The organism is Stenotrophomonas sp. YJH_SMC_105-26 (assembly GCF_059368915.1).
On sequence record NZ_JCAFSD010000001.1, the window covers coordinates 640,109 to 663,495 of the forward strand.

The following is a 23,387-nucleotide window of genomic DNA, read 5'->3' on the forward strand; positions in this document are numbered from 1 at the left end:
TGCTCACTTCTCAGGTCCCTTCGCACGACTCGCTGCCGCGCAGCTTCGCTTATCGGCTCGACCCAGGGAAGTGCACGCCGCTGGTCGCGGCGCTACCCTGATGGCCCCGGACAGACGAGGAAGGCGGCATGCGCAAGCCACGCTGGCTCAGCCGGACCGGCATTGCCCTATGCGCGCTCTATCTCGCGCTTACCACTTGGCTGGTGCTCGATGCCCGGTCCAACAGCGACCCCAAGAGCGCCTACATCCTCATGCAACTGCCGGTGATGCTGCAGACCGCAGCACTCAACGTCATCGGCGTGGGACGCTGGCTTTCCGGAATGACCTGGATCACCGTCTACCTTCTGGTGATTCCTCCCACGCTTGGCGTGCTGTACGTGCTTGGGGCCATGCTCGGCAGCGTCCTGGAGCAATGAGGGCGATCCTCCCTGCTGCCTGAGCGGGCGATGCAAATACGGCCGCCCAAGGCGGCCGTATTCCTGTCACGGGGTCAGCAGCCTGCTCAGGCTGCACGGCGCGGCACGGCCGAAGCCCCTGCGCCTTCCACCTTGAATACCGCCACCGACGTGGTCAACGCATGTGCCTGTTCTTCCAGCGCGCGGCTCGCCGCAGTGGCTTCTTCCACCAGGGCCGCGTTCTGCTGCGTCACCTGGTCCATCTGCACCACCACCTGGTTGACCTGCTCGATGCCGGCGGCCTGTTCCTTGCTGGCCGCTGCGATGTCGCTCATCAGCTGGGTGGTGCGCGAACTGGCCTGGGCGACGCGTGCGATCGCTGCTTCCGATTCAACGGTCACCGCCAGGCCACTCTTCACCTTGGCAGCGGCGTCTTCGATCAGCTCCTTGATTTCCTTGGCCGCGACGCCGGCGCGCTGCGCGAGCGTGCGTACTTCGCTGGCGACCACGGCAAAACCACGGCCCTGCTCGCCCGCGCGCGCGGCTTCCACCGCAGCGTTCAGCGCCAGGATGTTGGTCTGGAACGCGATGCCGTCGATAACGGTGGAGATTTCCGAGATGCGTGCCGAGGACTGATCGATCTCACCCATCACCGAGGCCATCTGCGCCATCGCCTGCTCGGTCTCGCGTACGGCGGCACCGGCGGCATGCGCTTCGCTGTCGGCCTGACGCGCCAGCTCGGCGTTCTGGCGCACGGTGGAGGTCAGCTCCTCCATCGACGCGGCAGCTTCCTCCAGGTTGGCCGCCTGCTGCTCCGTGCGGCGCGACAGGTCGTTGTTGCCGGCGGCCAGTTCCTGGGCCGCGTTGTTGATGCTGTCGGCAGCCACCTGGATGCCCCGCACAATGCCCGTCAGCTGCGCGGTGGTGGTATTGGCGTCGTCGCGCATGCGCGCGAACACGCCGTCGTACTCACCGTCCATGCGTGCGGTCAGGTCACCGTGCGAGATCGCGCGCAGCACGTCGGAAACATCGGCAATGCTGGCCTGGGAACTGGCCATCATGCCGTTGAGGTGTTCGACCATCGCCTTGAACTGATACTGGAACGCAGCAGCATCGCCACGCATGCTGAAGTCGCCGGCGCGAGCCGCACGGGCCAGTTCATCGATCTGCGCGTTGATCGCCATCAGGCTCTGCTTTACCGCGGCCAGAGTGCGGGTCAGCGTGCCCTTCTCGCCCGGGTAGTCCGGCAGGTCACGGCTGAGGTCGCCGATCGCGTAACGCTGCATCACTTCGGCCATCAGCAGCTCCACCTGCACGTGCGATTCGACCAGGCTGTTGGTGGCCTGCACCATGCGGCCGAAATCACCGGGGAAGGCACTGTCGTCCATGCGATAGCGGATCGCACCCGCTTCGTGCTGCTCAGCCATCTGCAGCTGTGCGCCGATCGCCGCCTGCACGCTCTGGCGTACGCTGGCCATCGCCTCGCCCAGCTGGGTCAGTTCATCCCGGCCACCGAGGCGGAACTCCTGGTCCAGCTGGCCCTTGGACAGCCGCTCGGCCAGGTTCAGGGCGCGCGCCAGCGGGCCGGTCAGGCTGCGGCCGATCATCACCGAGGCGCCGATGCCGGCAAGCAGTGCAACTCCGCCCAGCACCAGCAGCTGCAGCAGGCTGCGTTCGCCCAGGCGGATCGCTTCGGCGGCAGCCTCACGGCTTTCCTTCTCCTCGAAGTCCACGCCATCGGACAGCGCCTTGTTCCAGCCGTTGGCCGCTTCCTGCACCGGGCCCAGCGTCAGCGCCACGGCGCCAGGGTAATCACCCTGCTCCATCAGTTCGCTGGTCTGCTTGTTGAGCGGGCGCGCAACGGCACGCTTGGCCGCGATGGTTTCCGCGATGGTCTTGCCCTGGGCATCGCTGGGCAGCGCCTGGTAGGCGGTCCAGCTGGCCTCATAGCGCTTGACCAGGTCGGCGATGCGCTTCTCGTCGCTGCCGCGGTCTTCGCCCTGACGGATCAGCATTTCGCGGCGCACGACCATCATCTGGTTGTTGGCATCGAGCATCTGCGACAGCAGGCGCACCTTGGCCACGCTGACGTCGACCACCTGCTGCATCGCGCGCTTCTGCACGACACTGGCAGTGGCGCCGGTAGCCACCACGGCGGCGACCAGCAGCAGCAACAGGCCAAAGCCCAGCCCAAGACGCCAGGCAACCCTGACGTTCCTCAAGTAGTTCATGGGGGTATCCAATACGGGGGGATGTGGCCTTATCGGCGGCCTCATGCTGGGTCTTGACCCGTAAATTCTGAACGCTTCGGGCGCGGTTCACGTTTGCATCGCCATTGCCAGCAACGAATGCGCAGCATCTCCGTAGGCGGTCTGATCCACGCAGTTGTTGCCGTTATGCTGGGCCACCGCTGATCTGCAAGATGCCAGACCTCGGCCACCCTCGCCATCGTACAAGGACGACCATGAGGCATTATCTCAGTGCACTTCCGCTCCTGCTTGCCTGCATGACAAGCCCACAGTCCGCGCACGCCCAGGACGCATACACCGGAAGCAACTTCAAGTTCCTCTACGCGTACAACATCATCGGCAATGCTGACCCCGCAGTCCGCTCCCAGCTGACCGAGCTGCACAATGCCGGCGCGAATGTGATTCCCGTGACAGGATGGAATACGGGTGAACTCAGCTCCCGTTTGCAGGCGCTGCGGCAGGACCCGCTGTTATCCAGATTCAAAGTGCTGCTCCAGTTCAACGGACCCGTTCACGACGCCTGGTACGCAGATCCCGGCAGTGCCTGCTCTCCTGGCAACGAGCGTCTACCAGACTGGCTTCAACAGGAGCTTGACGCTGTTGCTGCACTTGCCCTGCAGAACTCAGACATCGTAGTTGGTTACTACACTTTTGACGAACCAGCTCTGCCACAGACACCACAGAACCTTGGTATCTGCAAGCGCTTCCAGGAACTGGTCTACGAAAGGCTTCGGCAAGCGGATCCCGATGCATCCGCGCGCCCGGTGATCATCGCCAATCTGATGGGCACGTTGAGCGATGTCCAGATCCAGTACGCAATGAGCCCACACGCACAGGATGTCGTCTTCGTTGACCAGTATCAGAACACCGTCAACGAACAGGTCGCTCAGTACCAGAAATGGAAACGGCACGGATTGCTGGGAGGTGGAATGGTTCCGGTCCTTCCTGCTTTCAACTACACCAGCTGCAATGACCCCGGACTGCGCACCAGCTTCCGGGTGAAACTCGAAGCTTCATTGCAAGCCGTGTATGGAGCGGACCGCCCTCGCAACCTAGGCAGCGCCTACTTTGCGTTCTGGCCGGGTGCACGCCCTGATTTTCAGTTCGACGGGCAGAACTGCCCTGCCATCTTCAACTCAATGATCGATGACCTCACGCATCAACCGGACCTTCAGGTCACGCGGATCGACACGATTCCAAGCCAGTTCCGGGCAGGGGAGCCAGTCCGTTTCCGGGCAACCATCCGAAATGCCGGCAATGCTCCGTCTCCCATGAATCACCACAGTGTCCTCGTCCATGAGGAGGGACAGTGTTTCGAGGGAGGATGCCAATGGGGAATCTTGACCATCAGTCTGGCCCCTGGTCAACAGGCCACCATAGATCTGAACCAGGGACCCAGCTGGACACCTTCGGCAGGGCTGCATGCGATGACCGTGTTCGCTGATGACGCGGACCGCATCAAGGAACTCGACGAACACAACAACGAGTTGACCCGGGAAATCATGGTGGGGGATCTGCCCGATCTGCAGCCATACCTGATCGAAACGATTCCAGCCAGTTTCAAGCCAGGCGATGCAGTGACATTCCGCACGGCAGTAACCAACCGCGGATCAATGCCCGCACCTGCGGGTTGGCTCGGAGCGGTCTATCTGGTAAACGGCGCGTGCCCAGCCAGTGGCTGCCCCTGGAGTGGCCTGACAACGGCCTTGGCGCCGGGCGAATCCGTATGGTTGAGCCCCGCAGGCCCCGTTTGGCCAGCCGCGGGTGGCCAGCAACAGATCACCTCCATTGTTGACGACCAAGGGCTGATCCAGGAGTCGAATGAGGGCAACAACCAGCTGGCTCGAATCATCCAGGTCTCGGACAAGCCAGACCTTCGGATCACCAGCGCCCATTCACAGCCGCTGCGTCCGAAATCCGGCGATGCAACCTCGTTCACCGCAACCATCGAGAATGTCGGCTCGGTCGCCGCCAGCGCGCCTTGGATTGGGCTGATGGCCATGAAGAACGGGCAGTGTTTCATTGAAGGTTGCGTATGGGGCGGCCTCCAGAACTACACCCTGGCACCCGGCGCCAGCGTCAATGTCAGGACTTACAACGACGTCTGGCGCCCGACCCCAGGGGTGCACTCCATCCAGCTGCTGGTTGACGATCAGAACACCGTGAGCGAGTCACGGGAGGACAACAACAGCATCGACATCATGGTTACTGTGGATTGAACATCAGGGCAGGCGGCGACGGATCCGTGGTCGCCTGCCCTCGTTGCTTTCCATGTGCAGACGCGGCCCCACAAGGGATGGTCACGTTGGCACCACTCATCCCGGCGTCAGATTCTTTTCACATCAGTCCTGCATTGCGCACAGGCATGGTAGTTCCGTGAATGCCGGAGATGCCCATGCGTGTACCCCATCCTGTACTGTTCGTCCTGTCGCTACTGATATCACCCGCCTTCGCGCAGTCCCCTGCGCCCAACCTGCCCGCCCCCATTGCCGAGAAGGCCGGCCCGGACACCGCAGTGCGCTCCGCACTGCATGCCCAAGTGCTGCTGGATCGCGCGAATTTCTCGCCTGGCCAGATCGATGGCGAAGTGGGCAGCAACCAGCGACGCGCGGTGGCGGGCTTCCAAGCCGCGCATGGGCTGACCGCGACGGGTGAGCTGGACGACGCCACCTGGAAGGCCCTGCAGGCTGATACGGTGGGGCCGCTGGCCAGCTACACGCTGACTGCCGAGGATGTTGCCGGCCCGTTCCAGGCCACATCGAAAGGACCTGCCGCACAGGCCAAACTGAAATCGCTGGGTTTCAGCAGCGTGGAAGAAGCCCTGGGCGAGCGCTTCCACGCGTCGCCGGAGTTGCTGAAGGTGCTCAATCCCGGCGTGGATCTGACCAAGGCTGGCAGCCGCATCCAAGTGCCCAACATCGCACCAGCGGCATTGCCGAAGGCGGCGAAGATCGTGGTCGACAAATCCGACTCCACCCTGCAGTTGCTGGATGCGCAGGGCAAGCTGATCGCGCAGGTGCCGGTGTCGTCGGGCAGCCAGCACGACCCGTTGCCGATCGGCGAATGGAAGATCCTGGGCGTGTATCGCGACCCGCCGTTCCACTACAACCCGAAGTTGTTCTGGGATGCGCGCAAGGGCGAAAAGAAAGCGACGCTGCCGCCGGGCCCGAACAATCCGGTCGGCCGGGTCTGGATCGACCTGTCCAAGCCACACTACGGCCTGCATGGCACGCCCGAACCCAGCCATGTCGGCAAGACCGAATCGCATGGCTGCGTACGCATGACCAACTGGGATGCGGTGCGTGTGGCCGACGCAGTGGATACCTCGGTACCCGTGGTGATGCAGGAGTGAACCGATGCGTCTTTCGCAGCTGATCGTGCTGGGCGTGCTGCTGGGCGTGGGAGCAGGCTGGTGGCTGCACCACGATGCGGGTGAGCCGGTGGCGGTTTCCCCGCCCGCAGTGCAACCAGCGGTCGCTGCGGTTGCAACGCCGCGCGTAGGCGCTCCGGCTCCCACGGCCTTGTCGCCGTCCAGCGCCACTGATGCACCGTCCGGCCTGCTGCTGCCGGTGCAGGGCATCCTGGCCTCGCAGCTGCGCGATACCTTCACCGATGCACGCAGCGAAGGCCGCGTACACGATGCCATCGACATCATGGCCGATGCAGGTACTCCCGTACTCGCGGTGGCTGATGGCACGGTGGAAAAACTGTTCGACAGCGAACGCGGCGGGCTGACGATCTACCAGTTCGAGCCCAGCGGACGCTGGTGCTACTACTACGCGCACCTGCAGCGCTATGCCGATGGCCTGGCCGAGAAACAGGCGATCAAGCGCGGGGATGTGATCGGCTACGTCGGCAGCACCGGCAATGCCAGCGCCGAGGCCCCGCACCTGCACTTCGAAGTGCATGTGTTGGGGCCGGAGAAGCAGTGGTGGAAGGGAGAGTCGATCAATCCCTATCCCTTGCTGAAGTCGGCGGCACCGATGCCCGGCGCTGCTGGCGCCGCAACGCCACAGTGAAGACAGTCAACGCAGCCCCCGGAATCAGCAGGAACAGCGCCGCCGTCTTCCAGAAAAAGAACGGCCACAGCCAGAGGTAGTCCAGGTCGGTCAGCTTCAGCAGACCCAGCGGCGGCTGCAGCTCGATGTCTGCAGTGCGTCCCGCCAGCGCCGGATCCACCTCCAGCACGGTTACCCGCAGCCATGAGCGGCCGCGTGGCAATGCGTCGCCGCGACCGTAACCAAAGTAGGAGGCCATGAGGCCGCTGGACTCAACCGATACCAGCGCGCGGTCGGTGCCCTGCCCGGCCACTCCCGAACGCTCCCGTGCGCGGAAGTCTCCATGTTCGGTGGGAGTCTCGATGCGCAGCAGCACTTCAGGGTCAGCCTCTGTACCGTCCGCGGCATAACGCAGGTGCAGCCGCAGTTGATCATCGATGAGGCGGTAGACCGTCACCTCGGCCGTCGCACCCGCGCTCAGCAGCAGCGGCAGGGTCTGGGTACGCGAGGCCAGGCAGTTGGCGATGGCGCCAAGCGCCAGAACCAGGCCGGCCATGCACCACAGGCTCCACGACACCCACAGGGTGACCCGCACTACCGTCCCGCCTTTCACGTTGACATCCTGGTCATCGCGTCGCTTCCCCGCTGGCCTGGCCACACAGTAACGAAAAAGCCCCGCGTGCGCGGGGCTTTTCCTGTCACCAACGCCGGGCATGGCCCGGCGCCACCTCAGGCGAACGGATCCTGCAGGACCATCGTGTGGTCGCGGTCCGGGCCGGTGGAGACGATGCTGATCGGGCAGCCGGCCAACTCTTCCAGCGAACGCAGGTAGGCGCGTGCGGCCGGCGGCAGGTCGTCCCACTGGGTGATGCCGTGGGTGTTCTCGCTCCAGCCCGGGAACTCCAGGTACACCGGGGTGCATTCTTCCCAGCCCTGCGCGTCCAGCGGCGCGTACTCGGTGCGCTTGCCGTTGTATTCGTAGGCGATGCAGACCTTCAGCTTTTCCATGCCATCGAGCACGTCCAGCTTGGTGATGCACAGGCCGCTGATGCCGTTGATGGCCACGGCGCGCTTCAGCGCGACGATGTCCATCCAGCCACAACGACGCGGGCGGCCGGTCGACGCACCGTACTCGGCGCCGCGGTCACGAATGCCCTGGCCGACTTCGTCGTCCAGCTCGGTCGGGAACGGGCCACCGCCGACGCGGGTGGCGTAGGCCTTGGCGATGCCCAGCACGTAGTCGATCGAATCAGCGCCGACGCCGGAACCGGCCAGCGCACCACCGACGGTGGTGTTGGAGCTGGTGACGTACGGGTAGGTGCCGTGGTCGATGTCCAGCAGCGCGCCCTGCGCACCTTCGAACAGCACGCGCTTACCCTGCTTGCGCAGGTCGTGCAGGATGCCGGCCACATCGGACTTCATCGGCTGCACGTATTCGCCGAAGGCCAGCGCTTCGTCGAAGGTCTTCTGGAAGTCGACCGCATCGGTGTTCAGATACTTGGTCAGCACGAAGTTGTGGTAATCCAGCGCGGTGCGCAGCAGTTCTTCCAGCTGCTTCGGGTAATGCAGGTCGGCGATGCGGATGCCGCGACGCGCCACCTTGTCTTCGTAGGCCGGGCCGATGCCGCGGCCGGTGGTGCCGATCGCCTTGCCACCGGCTGCGCGTTCGCGCGCCTGGTCCAGGGCGATGTGGTACGGCATGATCAGCGGCGCGGCCGGGGAGATCTTCAGGCGCGAACGAACTTCCACGCCGGAGGCTTCCAGCTCGGCGATTTCCTTCTGCAGCGCGGCCGGCGAGATCACCACGCCATTGCCGATCAGGCACAGCGCATCGTCACGCAGGATGCCCGACGGGATCAGGTGCAGGACGGTCTTCTTACCGTTGATGACCAGGGTGTGGCCGGCATTGTGGCCGCCCTGGAAGCGCACGACGGCGCCGATTTCCTCAGTGAGCAGATCGACGATCTTGCCCTTGCCTTCATCGCCCCACTGGGCACCCAACACTACGACAGACTGACCCATGACGGGCTCCTCGGTTTGTTGCGGCCATCGGGGCCGCGGACGGGTAAACCGTGGCGGGGCTGGCCAGCACCTGGAGGGCGGCTCCAAACGGGGAGCGGCCGGCGATGGAGGGCCCAGACACGGAAAAAGCCGAACGGGGAGGCCCGTCCGGCTTTTGTGCATTATCCGGGTTTCCGGGGTCCGCTGCCACCTTTCCGACGGACGGCTTCACCGGCCGGTCAGCCGCCCCGCCCGGTAGTGCCGGCCGCTGGCCGGCAATGCCAACCAAGGTTGGCATCTACCAGAGCCTGGCCACGCAGGTGCAGGTCGGTCAACTGCCCCGCCCGGTAGTGCCGGCCGCTGGCCGGCAATGCCAACCAAGGTTGGCATCTACCAGAGCCTGGCCACGCTGGTGCCAGTCGGTCAACTGCCCCGCCCGGTCGTGCCGGCCGCTGACCGGCAATGCCAACCAAGGTTGGCATCTACCAGGGCCTGGCCACGCAGGTGCAGGTCGGTCAGCCGCCCCGCCCGGTCGTGCCGGCCGCTGGCCGGCAATGCCAACCAAGGTTGGCATCTACCAGAGCCTGGCCACGCAGGTGCAGGTCGGTCAGTCGCCCCACCCGGTCGTGCCGGCCGCTGGCCGGCAATGCCAACCAAGGTTGGCAGCTACCAGAGCCTGGCCACGCAGGTGCAGGTCGGTCAGCTGCCCCGCCCGGTCGTGCCGGCCGCTGGCCGGCAATGCCAACGAAGGTTGGCATCTACCAGGGCCTGGCCACGCAGGTGCAGGCCGGTCAGCTGCCCCGCCCGGTCGTGCCGGCCGCTGGCCGGCAATGCCAACCAAGGTTGGCATCTACCAGGGCCAGGCCACGCTGGTGCAGGCCGGTCAGCCGCCCCGCCCGGTAGTGCCGGCCGCTGGCCGGCAATGCCAACCAAGGTTGGCAGCTACCAGGGCCAGGCCACGCAGGTGCAGGGCGGTCAGCCGCCCCGCCCGGTCGTGCCGGCCGCTGGCCGGCAATGCCAACCAAGGTTGGCAGCTACCAAGGCCAAGCCACGCACGTAGACGCAGGCGGCCGCGCCGGGGCGTCTAGTGCCGCACCCACCACAGCAGGCTCAGGCCGGCCAGCAGCACCAGTCCGCCGAAGCTGCGCAGGGCCGGGCTGGGCAGGTCCAGCAGGCGTTCGGCCATGCGCTTCCAGGCGAACGGCGCGACGAACAGGAACAGGCCTTCCAGCACCGCGACCAGGCAGACGGCGGCGAACAGATCTTTCATCGGGAACTCCGGAAAAAGCACGGGGCCCGGCAGTTGGCCGGGCCCCGTGGGGTAATGCCCTGCGACCTCAGCGGTCGTTCTTCAGGTACTGCAGGAACGGGTCGTTCTTGTCGAGCACGATCACGCCGTTGCCGTCGGTCATGGAGCCGCGGTACGCCTCCAGGCTACGGTAGAACGCGTAGAACGATGGATCAGCCGAACCGGCCTTGCCGTAGATGCGGGTGGCTTCCGCATCACCTTCACCGCGCAGGCGCTGTGCATCGCGCTCGGCCTCGGCGATCAGCACGGTGCTGTCACGGTCGGCCTGGGCGCGGATGGTCAGCGACTGTTCCTCGCCTTCCGCGCGCAGCTTGGCGGCTTCCTGCTTGCGCTGGGCGCGCATGCGCTCGTACACGTCGTTGATCACCTGGCTGTCGGTGGGCAGGTCCACCTGCTTGATGCGCAGGTCGATCATCTGCATGCCCAGGCCGGCCACGGCCTCGTTGATTCCCTTCAACTGCTCGGCGATCAGCTCACTGCGGTCGCCGGACACCAGCTGCTGCAGGGTGCGCGAGTTGATCTGGTTGCGCAGCGAATCGGTGATGATCGGCGCCAGGCGGGCGTTGGCCACGCGCGGGTCGCCGCCAGTGGCACGGAAGTAGTCACCCACGTTGGAGATGTAGCCGATGGCGAAGAAGTCGACGCTGACGTCCTTCTGCTCGGCGGTGAAGTAGCGCGCCGGCGCGGTGTCGAGCACCTGGAAGCGGCGGTCGAAGACCTTCACCGTTTCCACCACCGGCACCTTGAAGTGCAGGCCTGGCTTGATGTCCGAACGCACCACCTTGCCCAGGTTCAGCACCATGGCGGTCTGGTCCTCACGGACCACATACACCGAGCCGAGCAGGCCCAGCACCACCGCCACGATCACGGCGATCCAGATAGGACTCTTCATCGGCTGCCCTCCTCACGGCCGCTCGGTCGCCCGGTCGGGCGGCCCACCGGCCGGCCCGGATCACGGGAAGCTTCCACCGCTGCGCCCGGCAGCGACGGCATGACCACGTCCGGGTTTGCCACTGCGGCCGGGGCCGACGTGGTGGGACGGGTGTCGCCGGTCATCGGCACGTAGATCAGCTGGCGGCCATCGCCGCCGATCACCTTGCGGTTCTCGCTCAGCACCTGCTGCACGGTCTCCAGCCACAGGCGCTTGCGGGTCACTTCCGGCGCGTCCTTGTACTGGGCCTGCAACAGGCTGAAGCGCTGCGCGTCACCCTCGGCCTTGGACACCACCGCCTGCTTGTAGCCTTCGGCGGTGGTACGGGCGCGCGAGGCCTGGCCTCGGGCTTCCGGCACGACCTTGGCGGCGTAGGCCTGGGCTTCGTTGATCAGGCGTTCCTTGACCTGCTGGGCACCATTGACCTCGTCGAAGGCCGGCTTCACTTCCTCCGGCGGACGGGCGTCCTGCAGGGTCAGGCCGGTCACGGTCAGGCCGGTCTTGAACGCCTTCAGCAGCGCCTGCAGGCGCTCCTCAGCGGCCACGGCCAGCGGGCCACGGTTGTTCAGCACGGCATTGAGGTCGGCGCGGCCGACTTCCTCGCGCACCGCGCTCTGCGCCGACTGCTCCAGCACCTGGTTGGCATCGACCGTGCCGAACAGGTACTGCTGCGGATCGTCGATGCGGTACTGGACGTTCAGCGAGACGTTGACGATGTTCTCGTCGCGGGTCAGGACCGGCACCTGGATCGAGAAGGTCTTGATCTCGGTGGCGTTGACCTTGGTGACCGACTCGATCGGCCACGGCAGCTTGAAGTTCGGGCCGGGCTGCAGGATGCGCGAGAACTGGCCGAAGCGCAGGACCACGCCACGCTGCTGTTCACCGATCAGCTGGAAGCTGGAGAACAGCACCAGCAGCACCACGGCCGCCACCACCCAACGCACGATGCCGCCGTCGAACAGGTTCTTCAGCGGCCCGGGCAGTCCGCCCCAGCCACCACCATTGCCACCGCCGCGCGACCCGAACCGCCCGCGTCGATTGTCCTCGGGGCCTTGTCCGCCCTTGTTGCCGCCGGGTGTATTCCAGGCCATGCACGCTCCATCAAGATGTGGGCTGCGGCGCGGGCCCTTCCCGCGGCGCCAGCCGTGAAACCATTACCGATCATACAAGATGGGGCGGATCGGCAGGATCGAAAGGGTGACGACGGGGTAAGGTGGCGTTTTCCTCGAAGTCAGGCAACGCCGATGGCCCCCACCACCCCGTTCACCGCCTTCCGCATCGAAAACGACGACGCCGGCTATCGCAGCGGCCTGACCCGGCTCGGTGTCGACGACCTCAACCCCGGGCAGGTGCTGATCCGCGCCCACTGGTCCTCGGTCAACTACAAGGATGCCCTGGCCGGCACCGGCAAGGGGAAGATCCTGCGCCGCTTCCCGCTGGTCGGCGGCATCGACGTGGCCGGCACCGTGGTCGCCAGCACCGACCCGGCCTGGCGTGAAGGCGACGCGGTGCTGGCCACCGGCTGCGGCCTCAGCGAGACCCGTGACGGCGGCTACAGCCAGTATGTGCGGCTGGAGTCGCGTGCGGTGATTGCACAGCCGGCCGGGCTGAGCCCGCGCGAGGCGATGGTGCTGGGCACCGCCGGCTTCACGGCGGCGCTGGCGCTGCTGCGCATGCAGGACAACCGCCAGACCCCGGAGCTCGGCCCGCTGGCGGTCACCGGCGCCAGCGGCGGCGTCGGTGCGCTGGCGCTGTCGATCTTCAGCCGTGCCGGCTACACCGTGCACGCGGTCAGTGGCAAGCCGGACCAGACCGACTTCCTGCGCGACATCGGTGCCAGCGAGGTGCTGCCGCGCGAGGCGCTGGCCGACACCGGCCCGCTGCAGTCGGCGCGCTTCGGCGGGGGCCTGGACAATGCCGGCGGCGCCATGCTCGCCAGCCTGCTGGCGCAGACCGTGCCCTACGGCAGCGTGGTCAGCGCCGGCCTGGCGGCCAGCCCGACGCTGGACATGACGGTGATGCCCTTCATCCTGCGCGGTGTGTCGCTGCTCGGCGTGTCTTCGGCCAATGCGCCGCGCCGGCTGCGCGAAGAGGTGTGGTCGCGCCTGGGCGGTGAGTGGAAGCCGCAGCACCTGGACCGCATCTGCACCGCCGAGGTCGGCCTTGATGGCCTCCGGGCAGTGTTCGAGCGGATGCTGGCGGGTGGATCGCTGGGCCGCACGGTGGTGCGGATCGACTGAACGTCGCAGGCAGGCGACGGACGGCAGGTGCCCCCCTCCCGCCGGTAATGAGCCCGCACTACACTGCGGGCATTACATGGGGAACAACATGGCACGCATTCTGATCGTCGACGACTCACCGTCGCAGCTGTTGGGGATACAGCGCATCGTCGAGAAGCTCGGGCACCAGATCCTGACCGCCACCGATGGCGCCGCCGGGGTCGAAACCGCCAGGGCCGAGCTGCCCGACCTGGTCCTGATGGACGTGGTGATGCCCAATCTCAACGGCTTCCAGGCCACCCGTACCCTCGCCCGCGACGAGACGACCCGGCATATCCCGGTGATCCTGGTGACCACCAAGGACCAGGACACCGATCGCATGTGGGGCATGCGCCAGGGCGCCAAGGCCTACATCACCAAGCCGTTCTCGGAAGACGAGCTGTCCGAGGTGCTGGAGCGGGTGTTCGCCGGCCAGGGCTGAGACGCGCGTGGTCGTGCCGGCCGCTGGCCGGCAACCACGCGTCACCGTCCCAGGTCATGAAATTGCCGGCCAGCGGCCGGCACGACCGCAAGGCGTGCTCAGATCGACTCGCCGAAGGCCTTGGCCAGATTGCGGTAGGCCTTCTTCTGCGCCTCGTCGGTCGCGGCCGGGGCCACGATCTCGATTTCAACGATCTGGTCGCCGTCCGGGCTGCCCGGCAGGCCGCGACCACGCAGGCGCAGTTTGCGGCCGGCATCGGAGTCGGCGGGGATCTTCAGCTCCACCGCACCGCCCAGGGTCGGCACGCTGATGCTGGTACCCAACGCGGCCTGCCAGGGCGTGACCGGCAACGTATAGAGGATGTTGCGGCCGTCGACCTCGAACTGCGGATGCGCGGCGTACTCCACTTCCAGCAGCAGGTTGCCGCCATGGTTACCCTGCCCTGCCAGGCGGATCACCTGGCCCGGACGGATGCCCTTGGGCACGCGCACGTCCAGCTGCTTGCCGTTGACGGTGATGCGCAGGCTGTCGCCGCTGTAGGCCGCTTCCAGCGGGACCGACAGCTTGGCGCGGGTGTCGCGGTTGGGTGCGTGGCCTTGGCTGCTGAAGCCCGGGCCCGGACCGGCACCGCCACGCTGGCGCGCGAACAGGCTTTCGAAGAAGTCGCTGAAGCCGCCGTTGGGGCCACCCCCGCCGAATACTTCCTCGAAATTGAAACCGCCGGCGCCGCCGTAGTTCGGCGGCACGTTGAACTCCTCGCCCGGGCGATAGCCCTGCGCGCGCAGCTGGTCGTAGGCTGCGCGCTTTTCCGGATCGCGCAGCGCCTCGTAGGCCTCGTTGACCGCCTTGAACTTGTCTTCGGCCCCGGCCTCCTTGCTGACGTCCGGGTGGTACTTGCGTGCCAACCGGCGGTAGGCGGTCTTGATCTCCGCCTCGCCCGCGCTCGGTTCCACCCCCAGGGTGGCGTAGTAATCCTTGAATTCCATCCAGCTACCTCGATCTGCTTCGGCCGCGCCGGTGGCGCCGCCCCGGGTTCATTCTACGCGCCGGCGATGCTACGCCGCCCCTCGTGCGGCCCCGGTGAGGCCGACTGATCCTGCGCAATGCCGCTGCCATCCCGATGCCCCAGGCTGTGGCTGGAAGCCCCCGCCGCAACGCCTGAAGATGGGGCCTGCACACGGGTTTTCCAATGTCTTGACGCCCCTGTCCCATCCGGCCCACTAGCCTGCCCCAGCAAGGAGTTCCCCATGACCATCCATGTCGGCGACCACATTCCGGAAGTGACCCTCAAGCGCATCCGCGAGGGCATCGAAACACTTGATACGCATTCGCTGTTCGACGCCCGCAAGGTCGTGCTGTTTGCGGTGCCCGGCGCGTTCACCCCCACCTGCTCGGCCCGCCACCTGCCCGGCTACGTCGAAAAATTCGAGGCCTTCCGCCAGCGCGGCATCGATGTCTACTGCATGGCGGTCAACGACCCGTTCGTGATGAAAGCCTGGGCCGCCGACCAGAAGGTGCCCGACGGCCTGCTGATGCTGTCCGACGGCAATGCCGAGCTGACCCGCGCGCTCGGCCTGGAGCTGGATGCCAGCGCCTCGGGCATGGGCATGCGCTCGCGCCGCTTCGCGCTGTACGTGGTCGATGGCGTGGTGCGTGCGGCCTGGATCGAGCAGCCGGGCCAGTTCGAGGTGTCTTCCGCCGAGTACGTGCTGGAGCACCTGCCTACCTGATTCCCCACCGCAGAAGGAAACGGCCAGCAATGTCCAGCAAGCCAGCCAAAGCCAGCAAGCCCGCCGCCGGGATTCCCGGCATCAGTGACCGTCAGACCCTGCGCGAGCGTGCCCGGCACAACATCGAAGACGGCGCGATCACCGACAGCTACAGCGCCGACCGCAAGGTGGTGATCAAGCTGCTCAACGATGCCCTCGCCACCGAGTACGTGTGCGTGCTGCGCTACTACCGGCACTATTTCATGGCCAAGGGCATGCTGGCCGACGCGGTCAAGGCCGAGTTCCTCGAGCATGCACAGCAGGAACAGGCGCACGCCGGCAAGCTGGCCGAGCGCATCGTCCAGCTTGGCGGCGAGCCGGACCTGAACCCGGATACGCTGACCACGCGCTCGCATGCCGAATACAAGGAAGGCAGCGACCTGCGCGACATGGTGCGCGAGAACCTGGTGGCTGAACGGATCGCCATCGACAGCTACCGCGAGATGATCAACTTCATCGGCGACCGCGATACCACCACCAAGCGCATCCTTGAAGAGATCCTGGCGCAGGAGGAAGAACACGCCGACGAGTTCGCCGACCTGCTGGACGGGTGGATCGGGGAATAGCGGCCCCGCAAACGCCTTGGTAGATGCCCACCTTGGTGGGCGCATTTATCGCGCGCCAACCAAGGTTGGCACCTACCAGAGCATGGATGCGTCGGGTCGACGGGCCATTCCCAGCACCTATCGCAGGACGTTGAACCGCACCTGCGTCCACGCGCCGTCGGCTGCCAGCGCGGTCAGGGTGTGTGCGCCCGGATCGGCGAACTCGCGCTGCATCAGCTGCGCGCCGTGGGTCTGTGCAATCCAGCGTCCATCCAGCAACCAGTCCACCGCCTGCTCGCTGCCCAGCGCGCGCAGCTGCAGGCGCACGCCGTGTTCGGAATTCGGCGCGCGCGCCAGCGTGGCGCCGTCATTGAGCCCGTCCACGTGCAGCGCGACGCTGGCCTCACGCCCGTCGTCGCGGCAGTCCGGCGACAGCGCCGGCAGCTGCGAAGCCTCGCGCGTGGCCTTCGGCAGCCACGGCGACAACAACGCCGGCCAACGCGCGATCTCCCGCGCGACTTCCTGATGCGGCAAACGGCAATCAGCGGATACACGCAGACCGGTCCGCGCGTCGGCCAGGTAACGCTGCCGCCCCGGCTGCCAGCGCCGCGCCTCGCGCTCGGGGAAGGTCGGCGGTGCCGCACCGTCCAGCAGATAGGCCGACATCCGCCGCTGGCACAGCGCCGCTGGCAGGCCCTCGGCACGTTCGCCGGTGGGCCAGCAGACGTCCTCCTGGCTGACACTGGCCGGCATCGGTGCAGCAGCTGAATCACCGCGCTGGCGCGGCAGGCTGTCCACCACCTCGAACATCAGCGGCAGCGCGGTCACCGCGCCGTACTGGCCCGGTAGCGGTGTGCCGTCCGGCCGACCCACCCACACGCCCACGGTGTAGTGGCGGGTGCTGCCGATCGCCCACGCATCGCGGTACCCGTAACTGGTGCCGGTCTTCCACGCCACGCGCGGGCGGCCACCGACATCGAACGTCCCGACGCTATACCCCGGCCGCGGATTCGATTCCAGCATCTCGCGCACGATCCAGCTGGCGCCCGGCGAGGCCAGGCGACGCTCGATCATCGGTTCGTCATCGGTGTAGCGCACGCGCCCGGCGATGCCGTTGCGGTTGAGCGCTGCGAACGCACCGACCAGATCTTCCAGCCGCGCACCGGTGCCGCCCAGGATCAGCGACAGATTGGGTGTACTGCCCGGCGGGAAGCGCAGCTGGATGCCGGAGTGCGACAGGCGTGCGGCGAAGCGCGCCGGACCGACCCGCTGCAGCAGGTCCACCGAGGGCACGTTGAGTGACAGCCGCAGCGCGCTGGAGGCACCAATCGGCCCATTGAAAGCCATGTCGAAGTTGCCGGGGCGGTAGCTGCCGAAACTCTGCGGCGCATCGACCAGCAGGCTTTCCGAATGGATCAGGCCATCGTCCAGCGCCATGGCATACAGAAACGGTTTGAGCGTGGAGCCCGGCGACCGCCAGGCCTGCACCATGTCCACGTGGCCCAGCCGCTGCCGGTCACCGAACGCCAGCGTGCCGACATAGGCACGCGCCTGCAGGGTCTGGTTGTCGACCACCAGCAGGGCGGCCGAGGTGCGTTCAGGCAGCGTCGAGAAATAGCTGGCCACGCGTTCTTCCAGTGTGCGCTGCAGGCCGATGTCGATGCTGCTCTGGATGCGTGCCTGGCCCGGATGCGCCGAGTGCAGGCGCTGCGCCAGCAGCGCGGCGTGCAGCGGCGGGCGCAGCGAGCGCGCCACCACGTTCTCGATGCGCGCGTCTTCCACTTCGTCCGCCGTCCACACGCCCAGCTCGTTCATGCGGGACAGCACCTTGTCGCGCGCCTTCTGCGCCGCTTCCGGATGACGGTCCGGGCGCAGCCGGCTCGGCGCCTGCGGCAGCACCGCCAGCAACGCGGCCTCGGCATGCGACAGCTGCGCCGCCGGCTTGCCCAGGTAGGCCCAGCTGGCCGCTTCCACCCCCTCGATGGTGCCGCCGTAGGGCGCGCGCTCCAGATACAGGGCCAGGATCTGCTGCTTGCTCAGGTGCACTTCCAGCTGCACCGCGCGCAGCATCTGCTTGAGCTTGCCCCACGGCGTGCGCGTATGCGGATCGAGGATGCGGGCGACCTGCATGGTCAGGGTCGAGCCACCGGAAACGATGCGGCCGCCACGCAGCAGCTGGCCGCTGGCACGCAGGATCGCCAGCGGGTTGATGCCCGGATGCCGCCAGAACCAGCGGTCTTCGTAGGTCAGCAACGCCTGCAGGTACAGCGGCGAGACGCTGTTGATCGAAGCCGGGTAGCGCCACACACCCTCGGCGTCGGCGAATGCACGCAGCGGCGTGCCGTCGGCAGCCACCACCAGGGTGCTGGTATCACGCTGCTTCGGCAGCGGTGGCGGGAAGGCGAAATCCAGCACCAGCAGCAGCGCCAGCGTGGCGGCCGTACCCCAGCGCAGCCAGGGCCACAGCGGCTGCAGCCGGCGGCGCAGGGCCGCCAGCCGGATCGACATCGTGTTGTTCATTGCAGGTTGCCAGCAGGACGGGCCGCGCCGTCGCGGCCCGTCCGCGCGGTCACGGCTGTACCACCGTGATCGTGGTCGGGTTGCTGCGGCCGACGCCGCGCAGCTGCGGCCGGTACATGTCCTCCACCAGCGGCGGCGGCACCGAGTAGGTTCCCGGCGTCACCGCGCGTACCAGGTAGAACACGTTGGCCTTGCTGCCACGCGAGAGCTTCAGCGCGGCCACATAGCGGTCATCGCGGAACTCCTCGTGCTTGGTGTCGGCGGCCTCACCACGGTCGCTGATGGTGATGCCATCGACCACCACGTCGGCCCACTGCTTGGCATCGCCCAGGTTGAAGTTCTCGATCTCCAGGCCCGCCGGCAGCAGGTCGGTCAGCAGTGCATCGGGCATCGTGGTGTCAGCGGTGACGGTGACGCGCACGATCAGTGCTTCGCCTTCCTTCAGCGGGCGCGGCGACCACGGCTTGCCATCGGTGCCGTAGTAACTGCGCTCGACGCCCAGCAGGCTGTTGTCCGGTGCCGGTGCGCTGCGCGGGATGCCGGCCACATCAATGCTGGCGAACATCGGCGGCTGCCCCTGCGGGGTGAAGCGCACGCCGCTGGCCAGCTCACTGGCGCTGAAGTTGCGGCCGAACAGCTTGCGCTCGCCGATGGCTTCGGTGCTGCCACCGATCACCAGCTCACCGGCCACCAGCGCCTTCTGGTTGGCGGCCAGGGCCTTGCCGAGGCGGGCAATCGCCACCTGTTCCTGCGTGCTCAGCCACATCCAGCCGGCATTGCGGCGCGCATCCAGGCCACGGCCAAGATCCACCGCACGCGCATCCCAGGCGGGCTTGGCCAGCTTGTTCTCGTGGGTCAGCGCGATCATCAGCGCGTCATCACGGATCGCACTGCCGTAGTCGCCGAAGTACGACGGACGTTCACTGCTGGACTTGGCGAAGGCCGCCGCCAGCGCGGCCTGGCCACGCTTGGCATCACCCTGCAGCGACAGCGCCACGCCCAGGTGGACCAGTGACAGGCCACCGACCGCCTTGCTGCGCTCGTTGTCGTACAGCGTGCGCAGGGTACCCAGCGGTGCACGGTTGACCCGGGCCAGCACGTAACCCGAATACGCCTGGTTGGCGAACTTCAGCTTCTCGCGATCCTCCTGGCCATAGAACTGATTGCCGCCGGACAGCAGATCCTCGCTGAGCCGGTTGAGCGCCTTCTGCAGCACGTTGTCGGGCACGGCGAAGCCGGCGTCCTTGGCATCAAGCAGGAACTCGGTGATGTACGGGGTCAGCCACGGATTGACGTAGCCGTCGTCACCCCACATCGAGAAGTTGCCATTGGCCACCTGCATCGACGCCAGGCGACCGAACGCACCTTCCATGCGCTCTCTTCGGGTCTTGGCATCCAGGCCGTCGGCACCGAGCATCGACGACGTCGCCTGGTCCAGGATCAGCGCGGCGTAACCCTTGCTGGTGGTCTGCTCGGCACAGCCATACGGGTAGTTCAGCGCGCCCTGCAGTGCACTGGCGAACGGGATCGGCGGCAGCGGGCTGACCAGCAGGCGGGCATTCACCGACTCGGCCATCAGGCCATCGGTCAGGCTGTTGTCGAGGCTGACCGCGGCCAGCGGATCGAGTGTGCGCACCTGCGAACGCAGCACCTGCGGCCACGCCGCACGCACCGGCAGGTCGTAGCGGCGATCAGCCTTGAAGCCGTTGCCGTCCACCCGCACCCGCACCTTGGCCACGCTGTGGCCCTCGCGAGCCGACAACGGGAAGCTCAGCGTGGTCTTGGCATCGGCATTCAACTGCACGCTGCGGCTGCCCTCACCCAGGTTCAGCGGACCCTCGCTTTCCACCTTGACGTTGAACTGCCCCGGCTTGCCGGTGAAGTTCTGCACGTCCAGGGTCACGGTGCTGCGGTCGCCCGGGGCCAGCACGCGCGGCATGCTGGCTTCGGCCAGGATCGGGGCGCGCACGATGGTTTCCACGTCACGCTTGCCGTACTGGTCATCGCTGTAGACCAGCGCCGACACGCGCAGGGTGCCGTTGAAGTCCGGCACCTTCAGGCGGATGCGGGCATTGCCCTTGGCATCGAGCTGCACCGGGCCGGAGAACAGGTCCACGGTCTGCACGCGCGCGGTCGGGCGCTTGGCCTGCGGCAGTGCCTGCAGCGCCATGTCGCCGCCGAACTTCAGCTTGCCGCTGCCACCATCGAAGCTCTCGATCACCCGGCTGTAGATGTCATAGGCATCGATACCGAGGCGACGCTGGGCGAAGAAGTGCGCGCCGGCGTCGGGTACCGGGAAACGGGTGATGTTGTGGATGCCCACGTCCACCGCCGAGACGGTCACGTGCGCGGCCCTGCCGGCCAGCTGCGGTGCGCTGACCGTTACCGGCAGGTCCTGTTCCGGCCGCATCTGCTTGGGCGCGACCAGGCCGACGGCCACGGTTCGGCCCTTGCGGTCCATCGGCACATGCACCACGCCCACGGCGCGGGCCGGGGTGATCTTGCTCGGCGCACTGCCGCCGCGGAACACCAGCGCGGTGATGTAGACGTCGTGGCGTTCCCAGTCGGCGGTGACCGGGATCTTGAAGGTCGAGCCCGGCTTGGCCTCGATGTCCTGCACATACAGCATGCGGTCGGTCTCGACCATCAGGATGCCCTTGCCGGCGTGCGGCGGGGTCACCGTCACTTCCAGGGTGTCACCGGCCTTGTAGCCGGTCTTGTCCAGGCCCAGCTTGACCTTGTCCGGGCGTGCATCCAGGCCACGGTTGTCATCGCCCCAGCTCCAGCCCGCACGGAACGGGTAGCGGCTGGTCAGTCCGGTGGACGGATCGAACACGTCCACCCGGTACTCGCCCCACTCCACCGGGAAATCGAAGGCAACCGCACTGCTGCCGGCATCGACGGTGCGGGTTTCCTTGTTCTCGAAACGGCGGGTGAAATCGTAATCCCAGCGGTTGTCGTTGAAGGTCCAGTGGTAGTCGCGCAGTTCCCGCACCAGGGTGATCTTCAGGCCCTTGGCTGGCTGCGGTGTGCCGGCGGCATCCACGCGCATCAGTTCGAAGCGTGCGTTGCCGTTGGAATCAGCACCATCGTCGGGGTTGAACAGCGGCCGCACGCCGACCAGCGCGTTGGCCGGCCACATCACCCGCTTCAGGGTACGGGTGACCGTGCGGCCACCGGTTTCATACAGGCTGCCGGACAACACCACGGCGATCGGTGCCTTGGCCTTGGCCGCCTCTTCCGGCAACGCCACATCCTCACGCAGCTGGCCATTGGCCGGCAGCGTGGTATCGATCACGTCCTTGGCCTCGCGCGGCAGCTGCAGGGTCGGGTCACCGAAGAAATAGCCCGGCAGGCCCTCCACCGGCTGCTGCTCGGCAGCCACCGCCATGCGCGCAGTGAAGCGGTTGCCATCGGCCGGCGCGCCGTACAGATAGGCGCCGTTGGCCTGCAGGCGCAGGTCCTCGCCCGGCTTCAGCGTCTTCTGCGCGCTGTCCAGGTCCAGCTTCATGCGCTCGGGCAGGAACTCCTCGATGCGCAGGGTCATGCCCTGGATCGCTTCCTTGCTGGCCGGGTCGGTGCGGAACTCGACCTGCCAGCGCCCGGTCGGCGCCTCGGCGGGGATCACCTGCTCGAAGTTGATGTAGCCCTGGTCGCCCGGCTGCAGGCGGGTCTCGCGGAAGGTCTTGCCGTCGGGCTGCTTCAGGCGCAGGAACACCGGTTGTGCCTTGACCGGCTTGCCGTCGTTGTCGCGCAGCAGCGCGGACAGGCGCACGGTCTCGCCCGGGCGGTACAGGTCGCGGCCGGACCAGGCGTAGACGTCGAACCAGGCGTTGTCACGACCGGCCACGGCGAACTCACTCAGGTCCAGCGCCGGCTGGTTGAACGGCAGGAAGCTGGTGTCCTTGCCACTGCTGGCGACCAGCACGTGGGTGGCATCCAGGGTGTAGTTCAGCAGCGCATTGCCGTTGCCGTCGGTGCTGCCCTTCAGCACCACCTCACCCTTGGCGTCGAGCACGCGCAGGTCGATGCCCTTCAGCGGCGCACCGTCCTTGAGGCCGGCGGTGTGCACGAACAGCTTGTCCTTGTAGGCACGGGTATGCAGGCCGATGTCGCTGACCGAGAAGAACGCGGTATCGAACTCGCCCTCGTAGTCACCGGTGCGCTTGAGCAGGGCGAAGTACAGGCCCGGCTCCTGCAGTTCCTTGATGTCCTGGGTCGGCAGGTAGGTCAGCACCCGCTCGTTCTGTTTGCCACCCAGGATGAAGCGGTTGACGTAGACCGGCTCGGCCAGCTTGTTGATCGGGCTGCGCTCGTAGTCGCTGCTGAGCTCCCAGCTGCCACGGCGGCCGCCGCGCTGGTACTGGCTGAAGAAGGTCGGCAGGTCCTTCTCGCGCACGCGCAGGAACTCGACGTCGACCTCCGGCACGTTCACCGAGACCACCGGCAAGCCGCGGCTGTCCTTGGCCGGCAGCACGCTGCCCTGCGAGGCGAAACCGACCACCGGCTTCAGCTCGCCGCTGAACACCTTCTGCTTCAGTTCCTTGCCCAGCCGGCTGCCGTCGGCGGCCAGCAGGTCCGGCGAGACCACCAGGCTGAACTCCTTGCCGGCCTCGACGAACGGGTAACGCAGGGTCAGGCCGTCATCGGACAGGGTCCAGCTGCTGTCCTCGGTGCCGACCTTCTCTTCGAAGCGAACCAGTTTGTCGAAATCCTGCGTGCCGACCAGCGGGCGCGAGAACTCCAGCGCCAGCGACAGGCCGTCATTCTTCTGGTCCGGGTACGCACGCAGCAGGGTGAATTCCTTCACCTGCTCGGCCTTGGTGGTGATGGCTTCACCACTGGCCTTGGGCAGCTGCCCGCTGTCATTGCGGCAGCCGGCCAGCCCCAGCAACAGGCCTCCTGCCAGTACGGCCGCCGCCCATCCCCACCGCTTCCGCCGTGCCGGACCGCTCATGTCGTCACTCCTT

The 23,387-nt window shown here is 66.8% G+C and carries 17 protein-coding genes; 8 read left to right on the plus strand and 9 right to left on the minus strand.

What is annotated here, in order from left to right:
• Positions 1 to 128: 128 nt before the first annotated feature.
• On the plus strand, positions 129 to 416 hold the full coding sequence (locus AC5P7F_RS03085; protein WP_164077718.1) for a hypothetical protein: 288 nt from the start codon (positions 129 to 131) through the stop codon (positions 414 to 416).
• A gap of 86 nt (positions 417 to 502) precedes the next feature.
• Here AC5P7F_RS03085 and AC5P7F_RS03090 read toward each other — a convergent pair whose 3' ends face one another.
• Positions 503 to 2,626, minus strand: a complete 2,124-nt coding sequence (locus AC5P7F_RS03090; RefSeq protein ID WP_164077717.1) for a methyl-accepting chemotaxis protein — start codon at positions 2,624 to 2,626, stop codon at positions 503 to 505.
• Between the two features lie 233 nt (positions 2,627 to 2,859).
• On the opposite strand from AC5P7F_RS03090, the gene AC5P7F_RS03095 reads away from it, so the two are divergent.
• The 3 genes from AC5P7F_RS03095 (at position 2,860) to AC5P7F_RS03105 (ending at position 6,663) form a co-directional block, all read left to right on the plus strand.
• On the plus strand, positions 2,860 to 4,863 hold the full coding sequence (locus AC5P7F_RS03095) for a CARDB domain-containing protein (protein ID WP_049441936.1): 2,004 nt from the start codon (positions 2,860 to 2,862) through the stop codon (positions 4,861 to 4,863).
• Between the two features lie 170 nt (positions 4,864 to 5,033).
• Positions 5,034 to 5,996 (plus strand): L,D-transpeptidase family protein, encoded by a 963-nt coding sequence (locus tag AC5P7F_RS03100; RefSeq protein WP_197602902.1) that lies wholly within the window; start codon positions 5,034 to 5,036, stop codon positions 5,994 to 5,996.
• Between the two features lie 4 nt (positions 5,997 to 6,000).
• The gene (locus AC5P7F_RS03105) at positions 6,001 to 6,663 is read left to right on the plus strand and encodes a peptidoglycan DD-metalloendopeptidase family protein (protein WP_164077715.1); all 663 of its coding nucleotides are present in this window, start codon (positions 6,001 to 6,003) and stop codon (positions 6,661 to 6,663) included.
• Here the strand turns inward: AC5P7F_RS03105 and AC5P7F_RS03110 are convergent.
• From AC5P7F_RS03110 to hflK, 5 genes are all read right to left on the minus strand, one after another.
• Positions 6,593 to 7,255 (minus strand): hypothetical protein, encoded by a 663-nt coding sequence (locus AC5P7F_RS03110; RefSeq protein WP_197641391.1) that lies wholly within the window; start codon positions 7,253 to 7,255, stop codon positions 6,593 to 6,595. The two genes, AC5P7F_RS03105 and AC5P7F_RS03110, sit on opposite strands and share 71 nt — an antisense overlap.
• A gap of 116 nt (positions 7,256 to 7,371) precedes the next feature.
• Entirely contained in the window at positions 7,372 to 8,664 is a 1,293-nt protein-coding gene (locus AC5P7F_RS03115; protein WP_014648029.1) for an adenylosuccinate synthase, read from the minus strand.
• 1,063 nt (positions 8,665 to 9,727) lie between these two features.
• Positions 9,728 to 9,913 (minus strand): DUF2065 domain-containing protein, encoded by a 186-nt coding sequence (locus AC5P7F_RS03120; protein ID WP_005414170.1) that lies wholly within the window; start codon positions 9,911 to 9,913, stop codon positions 9,728 to 9,730.
• A 67-nt stretch (positions 9,914 to 9,980) separates the two neighbouring features.
• Positions 9,981 to 10,844, minus strand: coding sequence for a protease modulator HflC (gene hflC / locus AC5P7F_RS03125; RefSeq protein WP_014648031.1), 864 nt, complete (start codon positions 10,842 to 10,844; stop codon positions 9,981 to 9,983).
• Positions 10,841 to 11,974: an FtsH protease activity modulator HflK gene (gene hflK / locus AC5P7F_RS03130; RefSeq protein WP_197641390.1), complete on the minus strand. Its 1,134-nt coding sequence runs from the start codon at positions 11,972 to 11,974 to the stop codon at positions 10,841 to 10,843. Before hflK ends, hflC begins: the two co-directional genes overlap by 4 nt.
• A 153-nt stretch (positions 11,975 to 12,127) precedes the next feature.
• Between hflK and AC5P7F_RS03135 the strand changes: the two genes are divergently transcribed.
• Positions 12,128 to 13,123 carry a YhdH/YhfP family quinone oxidoreductase gene (locus tag AC5P7F_RS03135; protein ID WP_053495211.1) on the plus strand — a complete coding sequence of 332 codons (996 nt, stop codon included), beginning with the start codon at positions 12,128 to 12,130 and terminating at the stop codon, positions 13,121 to 13,123.
• A gap of 88 nt (positions 13,124 to 13,211) precedes the next feature.
• The gene (gene pilH, locus AC5P7F_RS03140; RefSeq protein WP_164077789.1) at positions 13,212 to 13,583 is read left to right on the plus strand and encodes a twitching motility response regulator PilH; all 372 of its coding nucleotides are present in this window, start codon (positions 13,212 to 13,214) and stop codon (positions 13,581 to 13,583) included.
• A gap of 98 nt (positions 13,584 to 13,681) precedes the next feature.
• Here the strand turns inward: pilH and AC5P7F_RS03145 are convergent, their stop codons facing one another.
• Complete coding sequence (locus tag AC5P7F_RS03145; protein WP_012511838.1) at positions 13,682 to 14,569, minus strand: DnaJ C-terminal domain-containing protein; 888 nt, start codon at positions 14,567 to 14,569, stop codon at positions 13,682 to 13,684.
• A gap of 261 nt (positions 14,570 to 14,830) precedes the next feature.
• Here AC5P7F_RS03145 and AC5P7F_RS03150 point away from each other — a divergent pair, with 261 nt between their 5' ends.
• Both AC5P7F_RS03150 and AC5P7F_RS03155 read left to right on the plus strand, forming a co-directional pair.
• The gene (locus AC5P7F_RS03150; RefSeq protein ID WP_142235294.1) at positions 14,831 to 15,313 is read left to right on the plus strand and encodes a peroxiredoxin; all 483 of its coding nucleotides are present in this window, start codon (positions 14,831 to 14,833) and stop codon (positions 15,311 to 15,313) included.
• A 29-nt stretch (positions 15,314 to 15,342) separates the two neighbouring features.
• Positions 15,343 to 15,918, plus strand: coding sequence for a ferritin-like domain-containing protein (locus AC5P7F_RS03155; protein ID WP_014648036.1), 576 nt, complete (start codon positions 15,343 to 15,345; stop codon positions 15,916 to 15,918).
• A 117-nt stretch (positions 15,919 to 16,035) separates the two neighbouring features.
• Here AC5P7F_RS03155 and pbpC read toward each other — a convergent pair whose 3' ends face one another.
• The gene (pbpC, locus tag AC5P7F_RS03160) at positions 16,036 to 18,417 is read right to left on the minus strand and encodes a penicillin-binding protein 1C (protein WP_111206446.1); all 2,382 of its coding nucleotides are present in this window, start codon (positions 18,415 to 18,417) and stop codon (positions 16,036 to 16,038) included.
• Positions 18,418 to 18,466: 49 nt separating this feature from the next.
• Positions 18,467 to 23,374: an alpha-2-macroglobulin family protein gene (locus AC5P7F_RS03165; protein WP_495204132.1), complete on the minus strand. Its 4,908-nt coding sequence runs from the start codon at positions 23,372 to 23,374 to the stop codon at positions 18,467 to 18,469.
• Positions 23,375 to 23,387 lie beyond the last annotated feature (13 nt).